The sequence below is a fragment of the Pseudomonas paraglycinae genome, from assembly GCF_021601625.1.
Classification (GTDB): Bacteria; Pseudomonadota; Gammaproteobacteria; order Pseudomonadales; family Pseudomonadaceae; genus Aquipseudomonas; species Aquipseudomonas paraglycinae.
In genome coordinates this window covers 38,509-57,569 of the sequence record NZ_BQHR01000026.1, presented here as the reverse complement: position 1 = coordinate 57,569, position 19,061 = coordinate 38,509, and the positions used below count along the sequence as shown (strand labels likewise).

General features: G+C 62.0%; 17 protein-coding genes and 3 pseudogenes. 8 read left to right on the top strand and 12 right to left on the bottom strand.

From position 1 onward, the window contains the following. Window positions 1–110: 110 nt before the first annotated feature. Together L6D82_RS28785 and L6D82_RS28780 are read right to left on the bottom strand one after the other, a co-directional pair. The gene (locus L6D82_RS28785; RefSeq protein ID WP_371320909.1) at window positions 111–839 is read right to left on the bottom strand and encodes a methyl-accepting chemotaxis protein; all 729 of its coding nucleotides are present in this window, start codon (window positions 837–839) and stop codon (window positions 111–113) included. A gap of 129 nt (window positions 840–968) precedes the next feature. After that, window positions 969–2,057, bottom strand: a pseudogene (locus L6D82_RS28780) (cache domain-containing protein); the annotation flags it as partial. A gap of 442 nt (window positions 2,058–2,499) precedes the next feature. On the opposite strand from L6D82_RS28780, the gene L6D82_RS26940 reads away from it, so the two are divergent. After that, on the top strand, window positions 2,500–3,396 hold the full coding sequence (locus tag L6D82_RS26940; protein WP_192563381.1) for a PA4780 family RIO1-like protein kinase: 897 nt from the start codon (window positions 2,500–2,502) through the stop codon (window positions 3,394–3,396). A 56-nt stretch (window positions 3,397–3,452) separates the two neighbouring features. Beyond that, window positions 3,453–4,670 carry an MFS transporter gene (locus tag L6D82_RS26935; protein ID WP_236192010.1) on the top strand — a complete coding sequence of 406 codons (1,218 nt, stop codon included), beginning with the start codon at window positions 3,453–3,455 and terminating at the stop codon, window positions 4,668–4,670. Here the strand turns inward: L6D82_RS26935 and cueR are convergent. The 3 genes from cueR to L6D82_RS26920 all read right to left on the bottom strand — a co-directional run bounded on the left by cueR (window position 4,624) and on the right by L6D82_RS26920 (window position 7,948). Next, complete coding sequence (gene cueR, locus L6D82_RS26930) at window positions 4,624–5,037, bottom strand: Cu(I)-responsive transcriptional regulator (RefSeq protein ID WP_236192009.1); 414 nt, start codon at window positions 5,035–5,037, stop codon at window positions 4,624–4,626. The genes L6D82_RS26935 and cueR overlap by 47 nt on opposite strands. Continuing rightward, a complete protein-coding gene (locus tag L6D82_RS26925; RefSeq protein ID WP_236192008.1) occupies window positions 5,034–7,427 on the bottom strand; it encodes a heavy metal translocating P-type ATPase in 2,394 nt (797 codons plus the stop codon). The genes cueR and L6D82_RS26925 overlap by 4 nt, the downstream gene beginning before the upstream one ends. 137 nt (window positions 7,428–7,564) lie before the next feature. Further along, window positions 7,565–7,948: a hypothetical protein gene (locus L6D82_RS26920; protein ID WP_085609268.1), complete on the bottom strand. Its 384-nt coding sequence runs from the start codon at window positions 7,946–7,948 to the stop codon at window positions 7,565–7,567. 148 nt (window positions 7,949–8,096) lie between these two features. On the opposite strand from L6D82_RS26920, the gene L6D82_RS26915 reads away from it, so the two are divergent. Together L6D82_RS26915 and L6D82_RS26910 are read left to right on the top strand one after the other, a co-directional pair. Continuing rightward, window positions 8,097–8,294, top strand: coding sequence for a heavy-metal-associated domain-containing protein (locus L6D82_RS26915; protein WP_007958490.1), 198 nt, complete (start codon window positions 8,097–8,099; stop codon window positions 8,292–8,294). 103 nt (window positions 8,295–8,397) lie between these two features. Beyond that, window positions 8,398–9,600, top strand: coding sequence for a multidrug effflux MFS transporter (locus L6D82_RS26910; RefSeq protein ID WP_102718472.1), 1,203 nt, complete (start codon window positions 8,398–8,400; stop codon window positions 9,598–9,600). A gap of 10 nt (window positions 9,601–9,610) precedes the next feature. Here L6D82_RS26910 and L6D82_RS26905 read toward each other — a convergent pair whose 3' ends face one another. The 3 genes from L6D82_RS26905 to L6D82_RS26895 all read right to left on the bottom strand — a co-directional run bounded on the left by L6D82_RS26905 (window position 9,611) and on the right by L6D82_RS26895 (window position 11,290). Continuing rightward, window positions 9,611–9,784, bottom strand: a complete 174-nt coding sequence (locus L6D82_RS26905) for a hypothetical protein (protein ID WP_011332306.1) — start codon at window positions 9,782–9,784, stop codon at window positions 9,611–9,613. 167 nt (window positions 9,785–9,951) lie between these two features. Further along, a complete protein-coding gene (locus tag L6D82_RS26900; protein ID WP_236192007.1) occupies window positions 9,952–10,965 on the bottom strand; it encodes a zinc-binding alcohol dehydrogenase family protein in 1,014 nt (337 codons plus the stop codon). A gap of 31 nt (window positions 10,966–10,996) precedes the next feature. Beyond that, window positions 10,997–11,290 (bottom strand): putative quinol monooxygenase, encoded by a 294-nt coding sequence (locus L6D82_RS26895; protein ID WP_011332308.1) that lies wholly within the window; start codon window positions 11,288–11,290, stop codon window positions 10,997–10,999. Between the two features lie 117 nt (window positions 11,291–11,407). Between L6D82_RS26895 and L6D82_RS26890 the strand changes: the two genes are divergently transcribed. Next, entirely contained in the window at window positions 11,408–12,337 is a 930-nt protein-coding gene (locus L6D82_RS26890; RefSeq protein WP_085748594.1) for a LysR family transcriptional regulator, read from the top strand. Window positions 12,338–12,551: 214 nt separating this feature from the next. Here L6D82_RS26890 and L6D82_RS26885 read toward each other — a convergent pair whose 3' ends face one another. After that, window positions 12,552–12,722, bottom strand: a complete 171-nt coding sequence (locus tag L6D82_RS26885) for a hypothetical protein (RefSeq protein WP_236192012.1) — start codon at window positions 12,720–12,722, stop codon at window positions 12,552–12,554. Between L6D82_RS26885 and L6D82_RS26880 the strand changes: the two are divergent. Both L6D82_RS26880 and L6D82_RS26875 read left to right on the top strand, forming a co-directional pair. Beyond that, window positions 12,643–13,378: pseudogene (locus L6D82_RS26880) on the top strand (ArsR/SmtB family transcription factor). The gene L6D82_RS26885 and the pseudogene L6D82_RS26880 sit on opposite strands and share 80 nt — an antisense overlap. Before the next feature lie 126 nt (window positions 13,379–13,504). Next, a complete protein-coding gene (locus L6D82_RS26875) occupies window positions 13,505–14,884 on the top strand; it encodes an MFS transporter (protein ID WP_102688504.1) in 1,380 nt (459 codons plus the stop codon). A 49-nt stretch (window positions 14,885–14,933) separates the two neighbouring features. Here the strand turns inward: L6D82_RS26875 and L6D82_RS26870 are convergent, their stop codons facing one another. From L6D82_RS26870 to L6D82_RS26860, 3 genes are all read right to left on the bottom strand, one after another. Continuing rightward, window positions 14,934–15,887: an adenosine deaminase gene (locus tag L6D82_RS26870; protein WP_085748592.1), complete on the bottom strand. Its 954-nt coding sequence runs from the start codon at window positions 15,885–15,887 to the stop codon at window positions 14,934–14,936. A gap of 80 nt (window positions 15,888–15,967) precedes the next feature. Next, complete coding sequence (locus L6D82_RS26865; RefSeq protein WP_236192006.1) at window positions 15,968–16,933, bottom strand: 2-oxoglutarate and iron-dependent oxygenase domain-containing protein; 966 nt, start codon at window positions 16,931–16,933, stop codon at window positions 15,968–15,970. A 162-nt stretch (window positions 16,934–17,095) separates the two neighbouring features. Then, a complete protein-coding gene (locus L6D82_RS26860) occupies window positions 17,096–18,169 on the bottom strand; it encodes a BMP family ABC transporter substrate-binding protein (RefSeq protein WP_011332314.1) in 1,074 nt (357 codons plus the stop codon). A 286-nt stretch (window positions 18,170–18,455) separates the two neighbouring features. Here L6D82_RS26860 and L6D82_RS26855 point away from each other — a divergent pair. Further along, window positions 18,456–18,782, top strand: a pseudogene (locus L6D82_RS26855) (calcium:proton antiporter); the annotation flags it as partial. Window positions 18,783–19,061 lie beyond the last annotated feature (279 nt).

The following is a 19,061-nucleotide window of genomic DNA, read 5'->3' as shown; positions in this document are numbered from 1 at the left end:
TTTCAGGTTGATGTATGACGCAAGACACCTCGGTCGGCTCCCTCTCCCTCCGGGCGGTCCGACGTTTCGGGAGGGCTGGGGTGAGGGGGCTTTTAAGGTTGCCCCCAATCTCAAGTCCGGAACCTGCGCACCAACCCATCCAGCTCATTCGACAACCCCGCCAGACTCTGCGAATCCAGCCGCGCCGAATTCGCCAGCTCCGCCACCAACTGCGCATCACCATGAATCTGGCTGATGTGCCGATTGATGTCCTCAGCCACCTGATGCTGCTCTTCCGCCGCCGTCGCAATCTGCGTGTTCATGTCACGAATCACATCCACCGACTCACGGATCTGCCCAAAGCTCTCCCGCGCCTCGCCAATCCGCGCTACCGATTGCTGCGACACATCAAGACTGGCACGCATCTGCTGGGTCACCGCGCTGGTGCGTTTGGCGAGGTTGCCCAGCAGCCCGTCGATTTCCGCCGTCGAGTCAGCCGTGCGTTTGGCCAGTGCGCGAACCTCATCGGCTACCACCGCAAATCCACGGCCTTGCTCACCGGCCCGCGCCGCCTCGATAGCCGCGTTGAGTGCCAGCAGGTTGGTCTGTTCGGCGATGGAGCGGATGGTGCCGAGGATCGACTGGATGTCGTTGCTGTCGCGTTCCAGTTGTTGCATCGACTGCGCCGACTGCTCCAGTTCCTGGCTCAGTTGATCGACGCTGTGCACCGCCGCATCGATCTGTTGCTGACCTTCGCGGGCCTGACGCTGGCCGCTGTCGGCCGACTCCGCTGCCTGGCTGCACGAGCGGGCGACTTCGTTGGCGGTGGCGACCATTTCGTGGAACGCGGTCGAAACCATGTCCACCGCTTCGCGCTGGCGCCCGGCGGCTTCGGCCATGTCGCCGGAAACCCGGGTCGAACTCTGCGAGGTGGCGAGGATTTTCCCGGCCGCGCCGCCGATGTGCTGGATCAGGCTGCGGATCGCGGTGAGGAACTGGTTGAACCAGTTGGCCAGTTGCGCGGTTTCGTCGCTGCCACGGATGTCGAGGTTCTTGGTCAGGTCGCCTTCGCCCTGGGCGATGCCTTCCAGACCGCTGGCCACGCTGCGGATCGGCCGCACGATCAGGCTGGCGAAACTGGCGCCGACCACCGCGAAGATCACCGCCAGCACGGCAGCGATGATTGCGATCAGCCAGGTGAGTTTAGTGGCCGAGCTCATCACGTCGTTCTGTTTGATCAGGCCGATGAAGGTCCAGCCCAGTTGTTCCGAAGGCCAGACGTTGGCCATGTAACGTTCGCCGTTGAGCTCGACTTCCACCAGCCCTTTGCCGGCCTTGGCCAGTTGCGCGTAGCCCTCGCCGAGGCTGTCGAGCGGCTTGAAGTTGTGCTCCGGCTGCTTGGGATCGACCAGCACCGTGCCGCTGTTCTCCAGCAGCATCAAGTAACCGCTTTCGCCGAGTTTGATCTGTTTGACGATCTCGGTGAGCTGCTTGAGCGTCACGTCGATACTGACCACGCCGCCGTTGCTGCCGAGCTTGTTGTCGATGGTGCGCACGGTGCTGACATAGGTCGCATCGTCCTGCGCCCAGTAATAGGCGGCGGTGCGAAACGGCTTGCCGGGCTTGGCCTGCGCGGCCTTGTACCACGGGCGTTGACGCGGGTCGTAGTTGCTCAGCTTGGGATCGTCGGGCCAGGATACGTAGCCGCCGGCAGCGGTGCCGACGATTGCGTAGGCGTAGGCCGGGTGACTGTTGCCCAGATCCTGCAGAAAGGCGAAGACCTTCTTGTCCATCTCGCCCTGCGGAATGCTTTCGGCGTTGGCGCTCATGTAGGTCTTGAGGCTGTCGTCGGTGTTCTTGATCAGCGGTTGCGTCGCCAGGTAATCGACGTTCTGGCTGATGCCGTCAAAGAAAAGCTGCATGGCGTTGCTGACCTGACGGATCTCGCGCCCGCTGCTGTCGACAAAATCGTCCCGTGCATCGCTGCGCAGGTTCAGTACCACCAGCGTGGCGACCAGCACCACGGGCAAGCAGGCGATGATTGCAAACGCCCAGGTCAACTTCTGTTTGATGTTCATCCGCGCTCCAGATTTTCTTGTAGGCCCACGCAGTGCAGATGACTCGCGGTTATTGGCAGCCGAAAAACGTTGTTTTCCACCCGTTTCCATGAGTGCGACATCGAAGTTTTTTTTGGAACGATTGTCGGACAAATTCCTCTGTCTCTGAGGAATTCGGCTGCCGGAGGGGGAAATTGAGGCCGGAAGAGAAAATTCTTACGAGCTGCGTGCAGCGGGATGTCAGATTCTGTCGCAAATGCCCTCAAGTGCTGTCGCCAACAACTTCGGCAGCCTCGGCTATGATTCGCAGCGGTCGATAAAGAGGCGGATCGGCCCGGTTTATCCGGCACAGTGTGTGCATCCACAGGTTCACAGGTCGGCAACCCCTCCCCGTGATGCGAGGATTGCCGTATAACGAATGACATTCGCGTGTTTGGTAATAAAGGACCCACAATAAAAGCTGATGAAGACTCCAAAACGCATTGAACCCCTGATCGAGGACGGTCTGGTCGACGAAGTGCTGCGTCCACTCATGAGTGGCAAAGAAGCAGCTGTTTATGTGGTGCGCTGCGGCAATCAGTTACGTTGCGCAAAGGTCTACAAGGAGGCGAACAAACGCAGTTTCCGCCAGGCGGCCGAGTATCAGGAAGGCCGCAAGGTTCGCAACAGCCGACAGGCCCGGGCGATGGCCAAGGGTTCCAAGTTCGGGCGCAAGGAAGCCGAAGACGCCTGGCAGAACGCCGAGGTCGCGGCGCTGTTCCGCCTGGCCAGCGCCGGTGTGCGTGTGCCCAAGCCGTACGACTTCCTCGAAGGCGTGCTGCTGATGGAGCTGGTGGCCGATGAATACGGCGATGCCGCGCCGCGTCTGAACGATGTGGTGCTGGAGCCGGATCAGGCCCGCGAATATCACGCGTTCCTGATTTCGCAGATCGTGCTGATGTTGTGTACCGGTCTGGTGCACGGTGACCTCTCGGAGTTCAACGTGCTGCTGACGCCGACGGGGCCGGTCATCATCGACCTGCCGCAAGCGGTGGACGCCGCCGGCAACAACCACGCGTTCAGCATGCTCGAGCGTGACGTCGGCAACATGGCTTCGTACTTCGGTCGCTTTGCCCCGGAGTTGAAGAAGACCAAATACGCCAAGGAAATGTGGGCGTTGTACGAAGCGGGTACGTTGCACCCGGCCAGCGTGCTGACCGGCGAGTTCGACGATCCCGAGGACCTGGCCGATGTCGGCGGGGTGCTGCGCGAGATCGAAGCGGCGCGTCTGGATGAGGAGCGCAAGCAAGCCATCCGCGCGGCGGACGACGAGCCCAAGGGCAAGTCCGACGAACCGCCTCCGCCACCGTGGATGCAGTGAGCATCTGAAAAAGAAAACCCGGCTTCGGCCGGGTTTTACACATTCAAGGATTGATTGTGACCACCACTTCCCGCAATGCCCGGCTGATCATCACGGCCCGGTTGATTTCCGATTTCGGCGCTTTCCTGAACATGGTTGCGCTGGCCACGTATGTCTACCTGCTGAGCAACAGCGCGATGAGCGTCGGGATCTTTCTGGCCAGTCGCGTGGGCGGCGGGATTTTCGCCAGCCTGATCGGCACTGCGTTTTATCGCCGATGCAGTGGCCGTCTGCCGTTGATTGCCTTCGATCTGCTGCGCGCCGCTGTGCTCGGGCTGTTGCTGATCGTGCCGGTCAGTCAGCAGGCGCTGTTGCTGCCGCTGATTGCGTTCGGCCTTGGCTTTGGTAATTCGATGTTCGCCATCGGTCTCAACAGCCAGTTGCCGCGCTTGATCGAGCCGGCGCAGCTGCTCAAGACCAATGCCTGGATCACGTCCGCCTCGTCCATGGCGATGGTCGGCGGCAGTCTGGTGTCCGGGCTGCTGGTCGCGGGATTTGGTTTTGAAACGGTGTTTGCGCTGAATGCGCTGACCTATCTGCTGGCGGCAGTGTTGATTGCGCCGCTGCGGTTCAGCGCACCGGAGCCGGTGGTCGAATCCAGCGCTAAACAGGGTGAATGGTCGGCTTTGCTGCAAGGCCTGCGCAGCGCTCCGGTGGTGGCCGCGATGCTGGCGGTGACCATGGCTGACACCCTTGGCAGCGCTGCGCACAACGTCGGCTTCCCGATCATTTCCAGACTGCTCACGCCGGACTCAGCCAGCACCACGCTGGGCCTGATGCTCGCGGTGTGGGCCGCCGGCAAACTGCTCGGCGCGCGAATCGCCAGTCGCCTGAACGGCTCGGAAAACATCCATCTGGAGCGCCGCTATTTCGGCGGCGTGCTGCTGATGTCCTGCGGCTTCATCCTGATGTTCCAGCAGCACAGCGTCGTTGGTCTGTTGCTGTTTTCTCTGCCGGCCGGATTGGGTGACGGGTTTTCGGAAGTCGGCCTGATGTCACGGCTGCAACGGGAGCCGGAGCCCCTGCGCCTGCCGATCTTCAGTTTTCTGACGCTGTTGCAGATGACCGGGTTCGGCGTCGGCATGCTGATTGCCGCACCGTTCTATGAGTGGTGGGCGCCGGGTGCCGTGGTGCTGTTGTTCCACGGCATTCCCCTCGCCACAGTGCTGTCGATGAAAATCCTGTTGCTCAGACGCGCGCGGGTTGCGGGCAGCAGCCCGACGCCAGTTCCTTGAGGATCGGGCAGTCCGGGCGATGGTCGCCGTGGCAGTGCTCGACCAGATCCTGCAGGGTGTCGCGCAGTTCGCCGAGTTCGCGGATCTTCTGATTCAGCTCGTCGATGTGCTGGCGGGCCAGGGCCTTCACATCGGCGCTGGCGCGCTGGCGATCCTGCCAGAGCGTCAGCAGCTTGCCGACTTCCTCCAGCGAAAAGCCCAGGTCCCGCGAGCGCTTGATGAAAGCCAGCGTATGCAGGTCATCGTCACCGTAGACGCGATAGCCGCTGTCGGTGCGATGGGCAGCCTTGAGCAGGCCGATCGACTCGTAATAACGGATCATCTTCGCGCTCAGGCCACTGTGGCGGGCCGCTTGGCCGATGTTCATCGGTTGTCCTCCAGATCCTCGGGTTTCCAGGTTTTCAACAGTAGCGCATTGCTCACCACGCTGACGCTCGACAGGGCCATTGCCGCGCCGGCCAGCACCGGATTGAGAAAGCCGAACGCCGCCAGCGGAATGCCGATCAGGTTGTAGACGAAGGCCCAGAACAGGTTCTGGCGGATCTTCGCGTAGGTCTTGCGGCTGATCTCCAGCGCCGCCGGCACCAGCCGAGGATCGCCGCGCATCAGGGTGATGCCGGCGGCGTGCATGGCCACGTCGGTGCCGCCGCCCATGGCGATGCCGATGTCTGCGGCGGCCAGCGCCGGTGCGTCGTTGATGCCGTCGCCGACCATGGCCACGACCCCGGTTTTCTTCAGCTCGGCGACAGTGGCGGCTTTCTCCGCCGGCAGCACTTCGGCGTGGACGTTTTCGATGCCCAGCGCATCGGCGACCACCCGGGCGCTGCCGCGGTTGTCGCCGGTCAGCAGGTGGCTGTGGATGTGCTGGGCGGCCAGTTGTTGCACCGCGTGCAGCGCGCCGGGCTTGAGGGTGTCGCCGAAGGCGAACAGGCCGAGTACGCGGGGCGTCGGACTTTGCTCGATCAGCCACGACAGCGTGCGACCCTCGGTTTCCCAGGCCTTGGCAGATTCGCTCAGGTTTCCGGCGTTCAGACCGCTTTCTTCCAGCAAGCGCCGGTTGCCCAGCGCCAGGCGCCGGCCGTCGAGGCTGCCGGCGATGCCGCGCCCGGTCAGGGACTGGCTGTCGCTGACATCCGGTACGTTCAGGCTACGTTCGGCACAGGCATCCAGCACCGCTTTGGCCAGCGGATGCTCGCTGCCGCGTTGCAGCGCGCCGGCCGCTGTCAGCAGGGCGTTTTCGTCACCGTCGATCGCACTGAAATGCGCAATGCGCGGCGTGCCGGAGGTCAGGGTGCCGGTCTTGTCGAACACCACGGCGCTGACTTCATGGGCACGTTCCAGTGCTTCGGCATCCTTGATCAGAATCCCGTGCCGCGCGGCCACGCCGGTGCCAGCCATGATCGCGGTCGGTGTCGCCAGGCCGAGGGCGCAGGGGCAGGCGATCACCAGCACTGCGACGGCATTGATCAACGCGGTTTCCAGCGGCGCGCCGTACAGCCACCAGCCGATCAGCGTGGCCAGGGCCAGCAGCAACACGGTCGGCACGAACACCTGACTGACTTTATCCACCAGTTTCTGGATCGGTGCTTTCGCGGCCTGGGCGTCCTCCACCAGGCGGATGATCCGCGCCAGCACGCTTTCCGCGCCGAGCGCCGTGGTGCTCACCAGCAAGCGACCTTCGCCATTGATTGCCCCGCCGGTAACCTTGTCGCCCGGTTGTTTGGGTACCGGCAGGCTTTCGCCACTGATCAACGCTTCGTCAGCGTGGCTCTGGCCTTCCAGCACTTCGCCGTCCACCGGGAAGCGTTCACCGGGTTTGACCAATACGAGGTCACCGAGGCGCAGGGCGCTGATGGCGATGTCCTGTTCGCGGCCATCGATGACTTGAATCGCCCGCTCCGGGCGCAACGCTTCCAGTGCGCGGATGGCGCTGGCGGTCTGGCGTTTGGCGCGGCTTTCCAGGTATTTGCCGAGCAGCACCAGAGCGATGACCACCGCCGAGGCTTCGAAATACAGGTGCGGCATGCGTCCGTCAGCAGTCGCCCATTCATAGAGACTCAGGCCATAACCGGCGCTGGTGCCCAGCGCGACCAGCAAGTCCATGTTGCCGGCGCCGGCGCGCACGGCTTTCCAGGCGGCCACATAAAACCGCGCGCCGAAGATGAATTGCACCGGGGTCGCGAGGGCGAACTGCGCCCAGGCCGGCAGCATCCAGTGAATGCCGAACGGTTGCAGCAGCATCGGCAGCACCAGCGGCAAGGCGAGGGCGATGGCGCAGATCAGCGCCCAGCGTTCATGGTTCAGGCGTTGCTGGCGATTGTCGGATTGTGGATGTTCGAGTTCGAAGAGACTGGCCGAATAGCCGGCCTTGCTCACGGCGGCGATCAGGGTTTGCGGATCGACCGCGCCGAGCAATTCGAGATGAGCACGTTCATTGGCGAGGTTGACGCTGACGCTTTTCACCCCCGGCACTTTATTCAGGGCACGTTCGACACGACCGACGCAGGACGCGCAGGTCATGCCGTCGATGTTCAATTCCACGGTTTGCTGCGGCACGCTGTAACCGGCGCGTTCGACCGCCTCCATCAGCGCCGGCAGGCTGTCGCCGGGGGCCTGCACCCGGGCCTGTTCGGTGGCGAGGTTGACGCTGACGGCGCTGGCGCCGCTGACTTTGCTCAACGCCCGCTCGACACGACCGGCGCAACTGGCGCAGGTCATGCCGCTGATGGGCAGATCGAACGTGATGGAATCGGACATCGGTCGTACTCCCTGTAGAAGATGCCTACAGGATCAACCTTGCCATGCTGGCAAGGTCAAGCGCCAGTTTCCGCTACCGGCTGCTCGCTTGTTCGCCTGATCGTTCCCACGCAGAGCGTGGGAACGAGCGGCAGGCCTTAGTAACCGAGGCCGGTCGGCTTGAGGTACATGCCTTCCTGGTTCATCGCGATGCGGAATTTCAGGATGTCGCCGGCATGCAGTCTGATCTCCTGCGAGCCCGGCGCGAGCATGCCCGGGTTGCAGCCCGGCATTTGTCCCGGCAGCAGTTTAAGGCGCAGCGAGACATTGCCCGGCGGCAGGTTGAACGACGTGCTTTGCTCCTGGAACAGGCGCGCCGACAGTTGATCCTGGATGTACACGCCGATTTCGCACGAGGTCGCGACTTCCAGGCGCTCGCGGGAAATGATCAGCACCCCGTAATCTTCCCCGGCGGCATGCACCGAAGGGATCGCGGCAAAGAGGCTGAGAAAGCCAAACAGGCTGAAAGCTGACCAGCGCATGGCTGAATCTCCTGAATTCATGTCATTGATGCATGCAGCTTGGCCGAGCGCGGCGACGATTGCCAGCCCGGCAGTTTTTTGCAGAACTTGACCTTGCCATCGTGGCAAGCCCGAAACTGCCGGCAACCTCACTCAAAGGAGTCATTCCATGCAAGTGTTCACTGTTGAAGGCATGTCCTGCGGTCACTGTGTCAAAGCCGTCACCCAGGCGGTGCAGAGCAAGGATCCGGCCGCCAGCGTGCGGGTCGATCTGGCGGCGAAGGAAGTCGGGGTCGAAAGTGCGTTGAGCGCCGAACAGGTGATCGAGGCGATCAGTGAAGAAGGTTATGCGATCAAGCTCGCCTGATCTTTTTAATAGTTAGCGAGCTATCGGAATGTTCAAGGCGTCCTCGCGCGGCTAGACTGTCGGGCTGAACTCAACTCAACTCCCCGCCCGACCTGGACGCCTGATGAACTTCCGTACCCTTCTGATTCTCGGTGCCCTGACCGCTTTCGGTCCGTTGGCGATCGACTTCTATCTACCCGCGTTTCCCACCATGGCGCTGGCGTTCGGCACCGACGAGAAACACGTCCAGCTGACGCTGTCGGCTTACTTCTTCGGCCTGTCCATCGGTCAACTGGCTTACGGGCCGTTGGCGGATCGCTTCGGCCGGCGGATTCCGTTGCTGATCGGTCTCACGCTGTTCACGCTGGCGTCGGTGGCCTGCGCCTATGCGCCGAATCTGGAGTGGCTCATCGCGGCACGGCTGCTGCAGGCGCTGGGCGGTTGTGCGGGGATGGTGATTGCCCGGGCGGTGGTCAGCGACAAGTGCGACGCGGTGGGGTCGGCGAAAGTCTTCTCGCAGTTGATGCTGGTGATGGGGCTGGCACCGATCCTGGCGCCGATGCTCGGCGGTCTGCTGGTGAACACGTCTGGATGGCAGTCGATCTTCCTGGTGCTGACGGTATTCAGTGCCCTCGCCGGGCTGGCGGTGGCCCTCGGCCTGCCGGAAAGTCTGCCGGCGCATGTTCCGCGTCAGCCGTTGTCCGGCGCGCTGCGTCAGTACGGTCGGCTACTGGCGGACCCGGTCTACATGGGCCATGCCCTGACCGGCGGCATCGCCATCGCCGGGATGTTTGCCTACATCGCCGGCTCCCCGTTCATATTCATCAAACTGTACGGCGTGCCGGCCGAACATTTCGGCTGGCTGTTCGGCACCAATGCGGCCGGGTTCATTCTGGTGGCGCAGGTCAATGCGCGACTGCTGGCCAAGCGTGGTCCGGCGTTCCTGTTGTCGCGGGCGGTCTGGGTTTACCTGTGCGCCGGGCTGACGCTGCTCGCGGTCAGCGCCTTGCACACCGAGGCGCTGTGGCCATTGCTGATTCCATTGTTCATCTGCGTGGCCAGCCTCGGCTGCATCAGCCCCAATGCGGCGGCGTGTGCGATGAACGGGCAGGGCGGTCGCGCCGGCAGTGCTTCAGCGTTGCTCGGCAGCATGCAGTTCAGCGTCGCCGCCGGGGCTTCGGCGCTGGTGGGGATCCTGCACGATGGCACCGCCGTGCCGATGGCCATCGTCATCAGCTTGTGTGGTTTGCTGGTGGTGTGCGCAGCGACGCTCACCCGGCGCATGCAGAATGCCCGGGCGCTGGCAAAGGCACAGACCGAAGTCTGAACGGAAGAACTCAGCCGACAGCGCGTTGCTGGCCGAGGTCGGGAATCTGATGGGGCGCGCAGATACGCGCTTCGAGGGTGCGGGTGAAGGCTCGAGCTTCGGCCTCACTGCGGAAGGTCACGGCGTGTTGGTCGAGACGAACTTGCCACTGGGACTTTGCCACTTCTTTTATCAGGATCTTCATTGCTGACCTCCCGTACGTAAAAGATCTGCATCGCAGAGGACTCGATTGTAGTCCTGAATACGATCGCAATTGTGACAAGGGTCAAGCATCTGACTGACGGCAAAAAAACACCGCAGCCCCCGAGCCAGCCACATCGGAGGCTGGAGAAGGCTGCGGTCTTGCGAGTTTTAGAAACCTTCTAAAACAATTTTCCCCTTGGCCTTGCCACTTTCCAGCAGTTCATGGGCGCGGCGCAGGTTGCTCGCGTTGATCGTGCCGAAGTGCTCGCCGACCGTGGTTTTCAACGTCCCGCTGTCGATCAGCCCGGCCACCCGGTTGAGCAGTTTGTGCTGCTCGATCATGTCCGGCGTTTCGAACAGCGAGCGGGTGTACATGAACTCCCAGTGCAGCGACAGGCTCTTGCGTTTTAGCTTGGTCACGTCCAGCGCTTTCGGATCGTCGATCAGTGCCAGTTTGCCTTGTGGCGCCAGGGCTTCGACCAGTTGGTCCAGGTGCTGGTCGGTCTGGGTCAGGCTGGCAACGTGGGTCACGTGGGTGACATCGGCGCGTTTCAGTTCTTCGCTCAACGGCTGGCTGTGATCAATCACCAGGTCAGCACCCAGCTCGGTCACCCAGTTGCGGGTCTCCGGGCGGGAGGCGGTGCCGATCACTTTGAGCCCGGTCAACTGGCTGGCGAGTTGGGTGAGGATCGAACCGACGCCGCCCGCCGCACCGACGATCAGCAGGCTCTGGCCTTCATCGGTATTGCCTTCGCGAATCTGCAGGCGTTCGAACAGCAATTCCCAAGCGGTAATCGCGGTCAGCGGCAGAGCAGCGGCTTCGGCGAAACCGAGGGTTTTTGGCATATGGCCGACGATCCGCTCATCCACCACGTGCAGTTCGCTGTTGCCACCGGCCCGGGCGATGGAGCCGGCGTAGAACACCTTGTCGCCGGCCTTGAACAAGGTCACTTCACTGCCGACCGACTTGACCACACCGGCCACGTCCCAGCCCAGCACCTTGGCGGCGCCGCCTTCCGGCGCGACGTTCTGGCGAACCTTGGTGTCCACCGGGTTGACCGAAATCGCTTTGACTTCCACCAGCAAGTCGCGCGGGCCGGCTACCGGCTCTGGCAGTTCGATGTCTTGCAGGGATTTTTCGTCGCTGATCGGGAGCGAGGCGTAATAGGCGATGGCTTTCATGGCGAACTCCGAAAGTGAATAAAGGAAGGTTTCAGGCAATGACGCGCAGGCGCTTGAGTTCGAAGTGTTCGAGGAACGCCTCGGCCTGGCTGCGGAAATGCTGGATATGGGCGCTGGCATCATGGGCTTGCAGGGCTTCGTCGCTGGCCCACTGCTCGATCATGTAGAAGGCCAGCGGGTTGGCCAGATCCTGGTGCAGTTCGTATTGACCGCAACCGGCTTCGGCGCGGGTCGGTTCGATCAGGGCACGCAGGTGCTGTTCGAGGGCGTCCTGCTGGCCAGGTCGGGCAATCAGGGTGGCGATGGCGGTGAAAGGCTGGGACATGTTCGACTCCGGGACGGGATGAATTCGATGGATGGCATGATTGGCTATTTCTGCCGGAGATAAAACCGGCTAAAAGAGCAGTCTCTTTCAATATTTTTTTGATAATCGGGGCTGACGATGCTGCGTTTCGATGACTTGCAGTTGTTTGTCCGGGCGGCGGATCTGGGCAGCCTGTCGGCGGCGGCGCGGGTGATGGACCTGTCCGCCGCCGTGGCCAGTGCCGCACTCAAACGTATAGAACAGCAACTGGGCGCGCGGCTGTTGGCACGCTCCACTCGCAGTTTGCGGCTGACGGCTGAAGGTGAAGGGTTTCTCGAATACGCCCGGGCGGCGCTGAGCAACCTTGATGAGGGTCGCCGCCTGCTGGCCAGCGGGCAGGATCAGGTCAGCGGAATTCTGCAGCTGTCGGCGCCCTCGGATTTCGGGCGCAACTTGCTGTTGCCGTGGCTCGATGATTTTCAGCGCGAACACCCGAAACTGACGGTGCGCCTGCTGCTGGGTGACCGCATCGCCGACCTGTTTCGCCAGCCGGTGGACATCGCCTTGCGCTACGGCGAGCCGGAGGATTCCAGTCTGGTGGCGTTGCCGATTGCCCCGCACAACCGACGGGTGCTGTGTGCATCACCGGCCTACCTGGCCCGGCACGGCGAACCGCTGCATCTGGAACAGCTCGCACAGCACAACTGCCTGCTTTATATGCTCGGAGGCCGGGTGCACGACCATTGGAGTTTCCACGACGGCAAGCGCGAGGTCGGCCTGACCGTCAGTGGCGACCGCTTCAGTGACGACGCCGATGTGGTGCGCCTTTGGGCTGTGGCGGGAGCCGGCATTGCTTACAAGTCGTGGCTCGATGTGGCCGGTGATGTGCTGGCGGGACGGCTGAAAGTGCTGTTGCCGGAGCTGCTCTGCGAACGCGCTCCGCTGAATCTGCTGTGCGCCCATCGCGCACAATTGAGTAAGCCGGTGAACCTTCTGAGGGAGATGCTCGCCAGCCGTTGCGCCGAATTGAGTAGCCGTTTTCCCGTTTTCCAGAAGTCTGACCATTAGTCGCAGGTAAATAGCGAAATTTCTCTCAGGAACAATCACCAACCACGGCCGCTCCGGCGCAGGACGCCGCGAGCAACCCGCTTATACTAGCGACCGCCTGATGCCCGCACCAAAAGGCCGATGCGAGAACGATCAGACCGCAACCGGCCGGGTAGGGACGAGGGTCGCGACAGTGCTGCGGTTTCCTTGCTGCGGCGCGCTGCCTCGCTTGGGCTCAAGGTATTTTGCGCGCCTTGGCCGACGACTGATTACTGGTCAAGATGTCTATGAGCTGTAGACGATACGATTCAACAGGGAGTGAATAGATGGAACATGCACCTTGCATCAGCCAGATCGCCACGTTGCTGGCCGATCCCAAACGCAGCGCAATGATGTGGGCGCTCATGGATGGCTCGGCGCGGCAGACCGAGGAGCTGGCGTTGCTGGCGGGGCTATCGCCGTCATCGGCCAGTGCGCATCTGGGGGCGCTTGTCCGCTGGCGGTCTGTTGAAGGTCGAGGCGCGCGGTCGCAAACGCTTCTTCCGCCTGGCGGCTCCCGAAATCGGCGCGGCCATCGAAGCGCTGGCCAGCGCCACGTTGGCCAGCGCTCCACGAGAAATCCCCGACGTATTCAAGCGTGCCTCGCCGGTCGTCAGACCCCAGGCGGCGCCTTCGTCACTGCTGCGCGCGCGGTTTTGCGACGACCATCTGGGTGGAACGCTGGCCGCCGACCTGTACCAGCGCCTGCTCGACGCCGGCTGGATCGAGCAGCTTGAACATAGAGTGGTGGTCACGCACAAAGGCTCGACACAACTGGCCGGGCGCGGGGTGTACATCCAGGCGCTGGCCCACCGCAACGCTCAGGTGGCGTGCGCCTGTCCGGACTGGAGCGAGCGTCGCCCGCACATGGGGGGCTCGCTGGGCGCGGCGTTGCTGCAGCTGTTCATGCAGTCGGGCTGGCTGGTGCTGCCCAACGATTCCAGAGCCCTGCAACTGACGGCGGCGGGCCAGCGGGAAATTCATCGTTTCGCCTGTGAAACCGAGCTGGAAATGGCGTTGTAGAGCGCTTTCTTCCACTGGCTTGCTACTGAACGTCGTCAACGGCTGCGAACACGTCGCATCTGGCACAGGCGCGCAACCGCTATCGCGCACACTCGATCCGGGGACTTTTCGGATTGAGGAGGTGGCATGGACACGGGAAACTTCAGCGCGGCAGATCGACTGGAGCGCCTGCCAGTCAGCGGTTATCACCGGATCATCTTCATCATCATCGCCCTGGCGTTTTTTTTCGACTCCATGGATCTGGCGATGATGACCTTCCTGCTCGGCTCGATCAAAGCCGAGTTCGGCCTGAGCAGTGCGCAGGCTGGCCTGCTGGCCAGTTCGAGTTTTTTCGGCATGGTGCTGGGGGCGTCGCTGTCCGGATTGCTGGCGGATCGGTTCGGTCGCAAACCGGTGTTCCAGTGGAGCATCGTCTTGTGGGGACTGGCCAGTTACCTGTGCTCCACGGCGCAGACGGTCGAGAGCCTGACGCTGTTTCGCATCCTGCTGGGAATCGGCATGGGTATGGAGTTTCCGATTGCCCAGTCGATGTTGTCGGAGTTGATTCCTGCCCAGCGTCGGGGTCGTTACATCGCCTTGATGGACGGTTTCTGGCCGCTGGGTTTCGTCGCGGCGGGCGTGCTGTCGTATTTCCTGCTGCCGTTGATTGGCTGGCGCGACATCTTTCTGGTGCTGGCGGTGCCGGCAGTGTTCGTGCTGGCGATCCGCTTTTTCATTCCCGAGTCGCCGCGCTGGCTGGAACAGGCCGGCAAGCATGACGCGGCGGACAAAGTGTTGCGCGGGATCGAGGCGCGGGTACAGGCCTCACTCGGTGGTGCTGCATTGCCGGAGCCGGTTCGTCTGCCACGCAGCGTGTCCCCGCCGGGCCATTTCCTTTCGGCACTCAAACAGATCTGGTCACCGCTGTATCGCCAGCGCACGACGATGATCTGGAGCCTGTGGTTCTTTGCGTTACTCGGCTTTTACGGTCTGACGTCCTGGCTCAGTGCGTTGTTGCAACAGTCGGGTTTTGCCGTGACTCAGTCGGTGTATTACACGGTGCTGATTTCCCTCGGCGGGATTCCCGGCTTCCTGATGGCGGCCTGGCTGGTGGAACGTTGGGGACGCAAGCCGGTGTGCATCGTCACGTTGCTCGGCGGCGGGGTGATGGCGTTTCTGTACGGACAAAGCGCGGTTTTTGGCGGCAACGTGGCGCTGCTGATCGGCACGGGGCTGTTGATGCAGTTTTTCCTGTTCGGCATGTGGGCGGTGCTCTACACCTACACGCCGGAACTGTATCCGACCTCGGCGCGGGCGACGGGCTCGGGGTTCGCCTCGGCCATCGGGCGCGTGGGGTCGTTGCTCGGTCCGTTGGTCACCGGGCTGGTGTTCCCGATCACCGGGCAGGGCGGGGTGTTTGCGTTGGGGGCGCTGTGCTTTGCGATTGCAGCGGGAGTGGTGTGGCTGTTCGGGATGGAGACCCGGGGCAAGACGTTGGAAGAGCTGACTGAAGCAGTTGTGCGCTGAGACCTGAAAAGCCGTTCGAACACGGGCGTGTTCGAACGGCTTTGTACTGTTACGGTTTTACCAACCGCGCATCCAGGCTGTTCTGCGCCAGGCGCTTGGCCTGATCCTGGGTCATGCCCAGGTGAGTGTGCAGCGCGTGGAAGTTCTCGGTCACGTAACCGCCGAAGTACGCCGGGTCATCGGAGTTCACCGTGACCTTCACGCCACGCTCGAGCATGTTGAGGATGTTGTGCTGCGACATGTGATCGAACACGCAGAGCTTGGTGTTCGACAGCGGGCATACGGTCAGCGGGATCTGCTCGTCGATGATCCGCTGCATCAGGCGCTCGTCTTCGATGGCGCGCACGCCATGGTCGATACGCTGGATTTTCAGCAGGTCGATGGCTTCCCAAATGTACTCCGGCGGACCTTCTTCGCCAGCGTGGGCGACGGTCAGGAAACCTTCGTGACGGGCACGATCGAACACGCGCTGGAACTTGCTCGGCGGGTGACCCATTTCGGAACTGTCCAGACCTACGGCGACAAATGCATCACGGAACGGCAGCGCCTGGTCGAGGGTTTTCTGCGCTTCGTCTTCGCTCAGGTGGCGCAGGAAACTCAGGATCAAGCCGCTGGTGATGCCCAGTTGCTGCTCGCCATCCTTCAGCGCGGCGGCGATGCCGTTGAGCACCACTTCGAACGGGATACCCCGGTCAGTGTGGGTCTGCGGATCGAAGAACGGTTCGGTGTGAATCACGTTCTGCTCTTTGCAGCGCAGCAGGTAGGCCCAGGTCAGGTCGTAGAAATCCTGAGAGGTGCGCAGCACGTCGGCGCCCTGGTAATACAGGTCGAGGAATTCCTGCAGGTTGTTGAAGGCGTAAGCCTTGCGCAGGGTTTCGACGTCGCTCCACGGCAGGGCGATCTTGTTGCGTTCGGCCAGGGCGAACAGCAACTCGGGCTCCAGCGAGCCTTCGAGGTGCAGGTGCAGTTCGGCCTTGGGCAGGGCGTTGAGCCAGTCGTACATATTCTTTTCTCATCAGGTGCAATGGCGGCATTCTACAGATGCCCGCCGAAACAATTGGCAAAACCTGACCAACCGATCCATCACACCGCTTCCTGCTCCCGTCGATAGGCGTAGGTATCGGCAAAGCGCGACAGCAGGAATTCGGCGCAGGTGGTGGTCGGATATTTCGCCGGATGGTGTGCGTCCTGGCAACCGGGCAGGCACTCGATACGCGTGTCCGGGTGCGGTTCGGCGAAGAACGGCATCGAGTAGCGATCCACCCCGAGCGGGCTGATCACCCGGTGCGGGGTCGAGCGATAACGGTCGTTGCTCCAGCGCGCCATCATGTCGCCAAGGTTGACCACGAACGTGCCGTCGATGGGCGGTGCGTCGATCCACTGGCCTTTGACATTTTTCACCTGCAAGCCGCCGGCCGCGTCCTGATACAGCAGCGTGATGCAGCCGTAATCGGTGTGCGCGCCCGCACCTTGCTGTTCGGCGGAACTGGCGGTGTGGCGCGGCGGGTAGTGGATCATCCGCAGCACGCTGACCGGCTCGTTGAAGCGCGTGTCGAAGAAGTCGCGCTCGATGCCCAGCGCTAACGTCATGGCCCGCAACAGGGTTTGCGCGAGGGCCTGCATGTCGAGGTAGTGCTGCTCCATCAGTGTTTCCCAACCGGGAATCGCCGGATGACGGTTGGGGCCTCGCAACGGTTTTTCCGCCAGCACCTCGGGATGATCGGCCGACAGGTGCAGGCCCATGTCGAAGGTTTCCTTGAGGTCGCTGGGTTTGTCCGGGTCGAGTTGTTCGGTGGCCATGGCGCCGTAGCCTCGGTGATGGACGGTCTGGGTGATGTCGATCTTGAGTTTTTCCGCGCTCGGCAGCGCGAAGAAGTGCCGGGCGTGATCGAGCAGGGATTCGATGCGCTGCGCAGAAATCGGGTGGCCCTTGATGTAGAAAAAGCCCCATTCGCGGCAGGCGTGGTCGATCTGTTCGGCGACGGCGGGCCAGGCGTTCTGGTCGTCGGAGTAGAGCGGCGAGATGTCGATGATCGGGAGTTGGTTCATTTCGAATGCTCTTTAATGATCGTTCCCACGTCGAGGCGTCGAACCGTCTGCGTGGGAATGCCTCAATGGACGCTCCGCGTCCGCTTTCGGCAGGGACGCGGAGCGTCCCGGGCTGCATTCCCACGCGGAGCGTGGGAACGATCACAGGGTCGATGTTGGAATTTACTTCGGCATCTCGGCCTTCATGCCTTCGACGTAGTAATTCATCGACGCCAGTTCGGCGTTGGTGGCGCTCACCCCCGCCGGGATTTTCTCGACGCCGGCCTGATCCTTGATCGGCCCGGTGAACGGTTGCAGGGCGCCGCTCTTGATGTCGGCGATGATCTGCTCGGCTTCGGCCTTCACCGGTGCCGGCACCAGATCGCTGATCGGCAGTTCGACCGTGCCCTCCTTCAAACCGCCCCAGTAGTCCTGGGATTTCCAGTTGTGGTCGATCACGCTCTGGGTCGCCTGAATGTAGTGCGGCGCCCAGTCGTTGACGATCGAGGTCAGCACCGCTTTCGGCCCGAAGTGCGCCATGTCCGAAGCGTAGCCCACGGCATACACACCGCGTCGCTCGGCGGCCTGGATCGGCGCCGGGCTGTCGGTGTGCTGGAACACCACGTCCACGCCCTGATCGATCAGCGCGTTGGCGGCATCGGCCTCTTTGCCGGGATCGAACCACGAGTTGACCCATACCACTTTGATCTCGGTGCCGGGGTTGTACTTGTTCAAGGCCAGCTGGATGGCGTTGATGTCGCGGATCACTTCGGGGATCGGGAACGAGGCGACGTAACCGATCTTTTTGGTCTTGGTCATCTTCGCCGCGAGGAAGCCACCGACGTAACGGCCCTCGTAGGTGCGCGCGAGATAGGTGCCGAGGTTCTTGTCCTGCTTGTAGCCGGTGGCGTGTTCGAAGGTCACCTTGGGAAACTGTTTGGCGACTTTCACCGTTGGGTTCATGTAGCCGAAAGAGGTGGTGAAGATCAGGTCGTAATTGTCCTTGGCCATGTTGCGGATCACCCGCTCGGCGTCGGCGCCTTCGGCGACATTTTCCACGTAGTTGGTGGTGATCTGCGTGCCGAGTTTTTCCGCCAGCGCCTTGCGCCCCTGTTCATGCTGATACGTCCAGCCGTGGTCGCCGATGGGGCCGATGTAGACGAAACCGACTTTCAGTGGATCGGCGGCACTGGCGCTCAGGCTGAGGCCAAGGCCCATGGCGATGCACAGCAGTGTTTGCAGTGGACGTTTTTGCATGAACGCGAACTCCCTTTTGTTGTGTGTGGGGAGGGCAATGCAAAAGGCTGACCAAGCGGACAACAATCTGGCTTGAAACCGAGGCGCGTCCATCGCGGGCAAGCCCGCTCCCACAAAACGCCGCGATCCCTGTGGGAGCGGGCTTGCCTGCGAAGAGGCCGCAAAGGCCAATAAAAGTGCAGGCGTAGATAAAGCTGCCATCGGCTGGTGCGCTAAGGTGTAACGAACCATTAGCGCCGCCCCGCAGTCAGTAGCTCATTCGCACTCTTCGGCAAAAAGGCCCGTCATGTTCACCATCCTCAAGCAAGAAAGCTTTCTGCTGTTGGCCGTCATTGCCACCTGTGTTGCGTATCCGCTGGAGCACTGGCTGCTGCACAGCGGCCAGATCGTCGCGCTGACGGCCGGGCTGGTGCTGATTGCGTTCATCGTCGCCGCCTCGATGCGCGTCGCCCATCAGGCCGAATTGCTCGCGGAAAAAGTCGGCGACCCGTACGGCACGATGATCCTGACCCTGGCCGCCGTGCTGGTGGAAGTGGTGATTCTGGCGATCATGATGAGCAACGAAGCCTCGCCGACCCTGGTGCGCGACACGATCTATTCGGCGGTGATTTTGTAGACAATGCTCTTATGAGGTCAAAATGTGTCAATCAACTTAATTGGTTGTTGGCTCAAGATATTGATTTTATTTAGATATTTTTCTGATTTTGATGACTTCCAATGTGTTTTCTCCACGTGCACTGTGTCTAAACTCGGTGTCATGCCCGGTGTCAAACTCCTTGCGCCTCAGCCACATTGAAAAGAGATGCCGGTCTTGTCGATGGGGAGTAAACCTGCATACCTACTACCAGGTCGTGGGTACTGTTGTTACAGCTTCATTTTTCTAGACACACTC

Coding starts and splice junctions, on each gene's coding strand:
- L6D82_RS26905 (WP_011332306.1), bottom strand. CDS start 9,784: ATGAAGATCCTGATAAAAGAAGTGGCAAAGTCCCAGTGGCAAGTTCGT.
- L6D82_RS26910 (WP_102718472.1), top strand. CDS start 8,398: ATGAACTTCCGTACCCTTCTGATTCTCGGTGCCCTGACCGCTTTCGGT.
- L6D82_RS26920 (WP_085609268.1), bottom strand. CDS start 7,948: ATGCGCTGGTCAGCTTTCAGCCTGTTTGGCTTTCTCAGCCTCTTTGCC.
- L6D82_RS26885 (WP_236192012.1), bottom strand. CDS start 12,722: ATGAGCGCCCACATCATTGCGCTGCGTTTGGGATCGGCCAGCAACGTG.
- L6D82_RS26875 (WP_102688504.1), top strand. CDS start 13,505: ATGGACACGGGAAACTTCAGCGCGGCAGATCGACTGGAGCGCCTGCCA.
- L6D82_RS26940 (WP_192563381.1), top strand. CDS start 2,500: ATGAAGACTCCAAAACGCATTGAACCCCTGATCGAGGACGGTCTGGTC.
- L6D82_RS26870 (WP_085748592.1), bottom strand. CDS start 15,887: ATGTACGACTGGCTCAACGCCCTGCCCAAGGCCGAACTGCACCTGCAC.
- cueR (WP_236192009.1), bottom strand. CDS start 5,037: ATGAACATCGGCCAAGCGGCCCGCCACAGTGGCCTGAGCGCGAAGATG.
- L6D82_RS28785 (WP_371320909.1), bottom strand. CDS start 839: ATGGTTTCGACCGCGTTCCACGAAATGGTCGCCACCGCCAACGAAGTC.
- L6D82_RS26925 (WP_236192008.1), bottom strand. CDS start 7,427: ATGTCCGATTCCATCACGTTCGATCTGCCCATCAGCGGCATGACCTGC.
- L6D82_RS26890 (WP_085748594.1), top strand. CDS start 11,408: ATGCTGCGTTTCGATGACTTGCAGTTGTTTGTCCGGGCGGCGGATCTG.
- L6D82_RS26895 (WP_011332308.1), bottom strand. CDS start 11,290: ATGTCCCAGCCTTTCACCGCCATCGCCACCCTGATTGCCCGACCTGGC.
- L6D82_RS26860 (WP_011332314.1), bottom strand. CDS start 18,169: ATGCAAAAACGTCCACTGCAAACACTGCTGTGCATCGCCATGGGCCTT.
- L6D82_RS26865 (WP_236192006.1), bottom strand. CDS start 16,933: ATGAACCAACTCCCGATCATCGACATCTCGCCGCTCTACTCCGACGAC.
- L6D82_RS26900 (WP_236192007.1), bottom strand. CDS start 10,965: ATGAAAGCCATCGCCTATTACGCCTCGCTCCCGATCAGCGACGAAAAA.
- L6D82_RS26915 (WP_007958490.1), top strand. CDS start 8,097: ATGCAAGTGTTCACTGTTGAAGGCATGTCCTGCGGTCACTGTGTCAAA.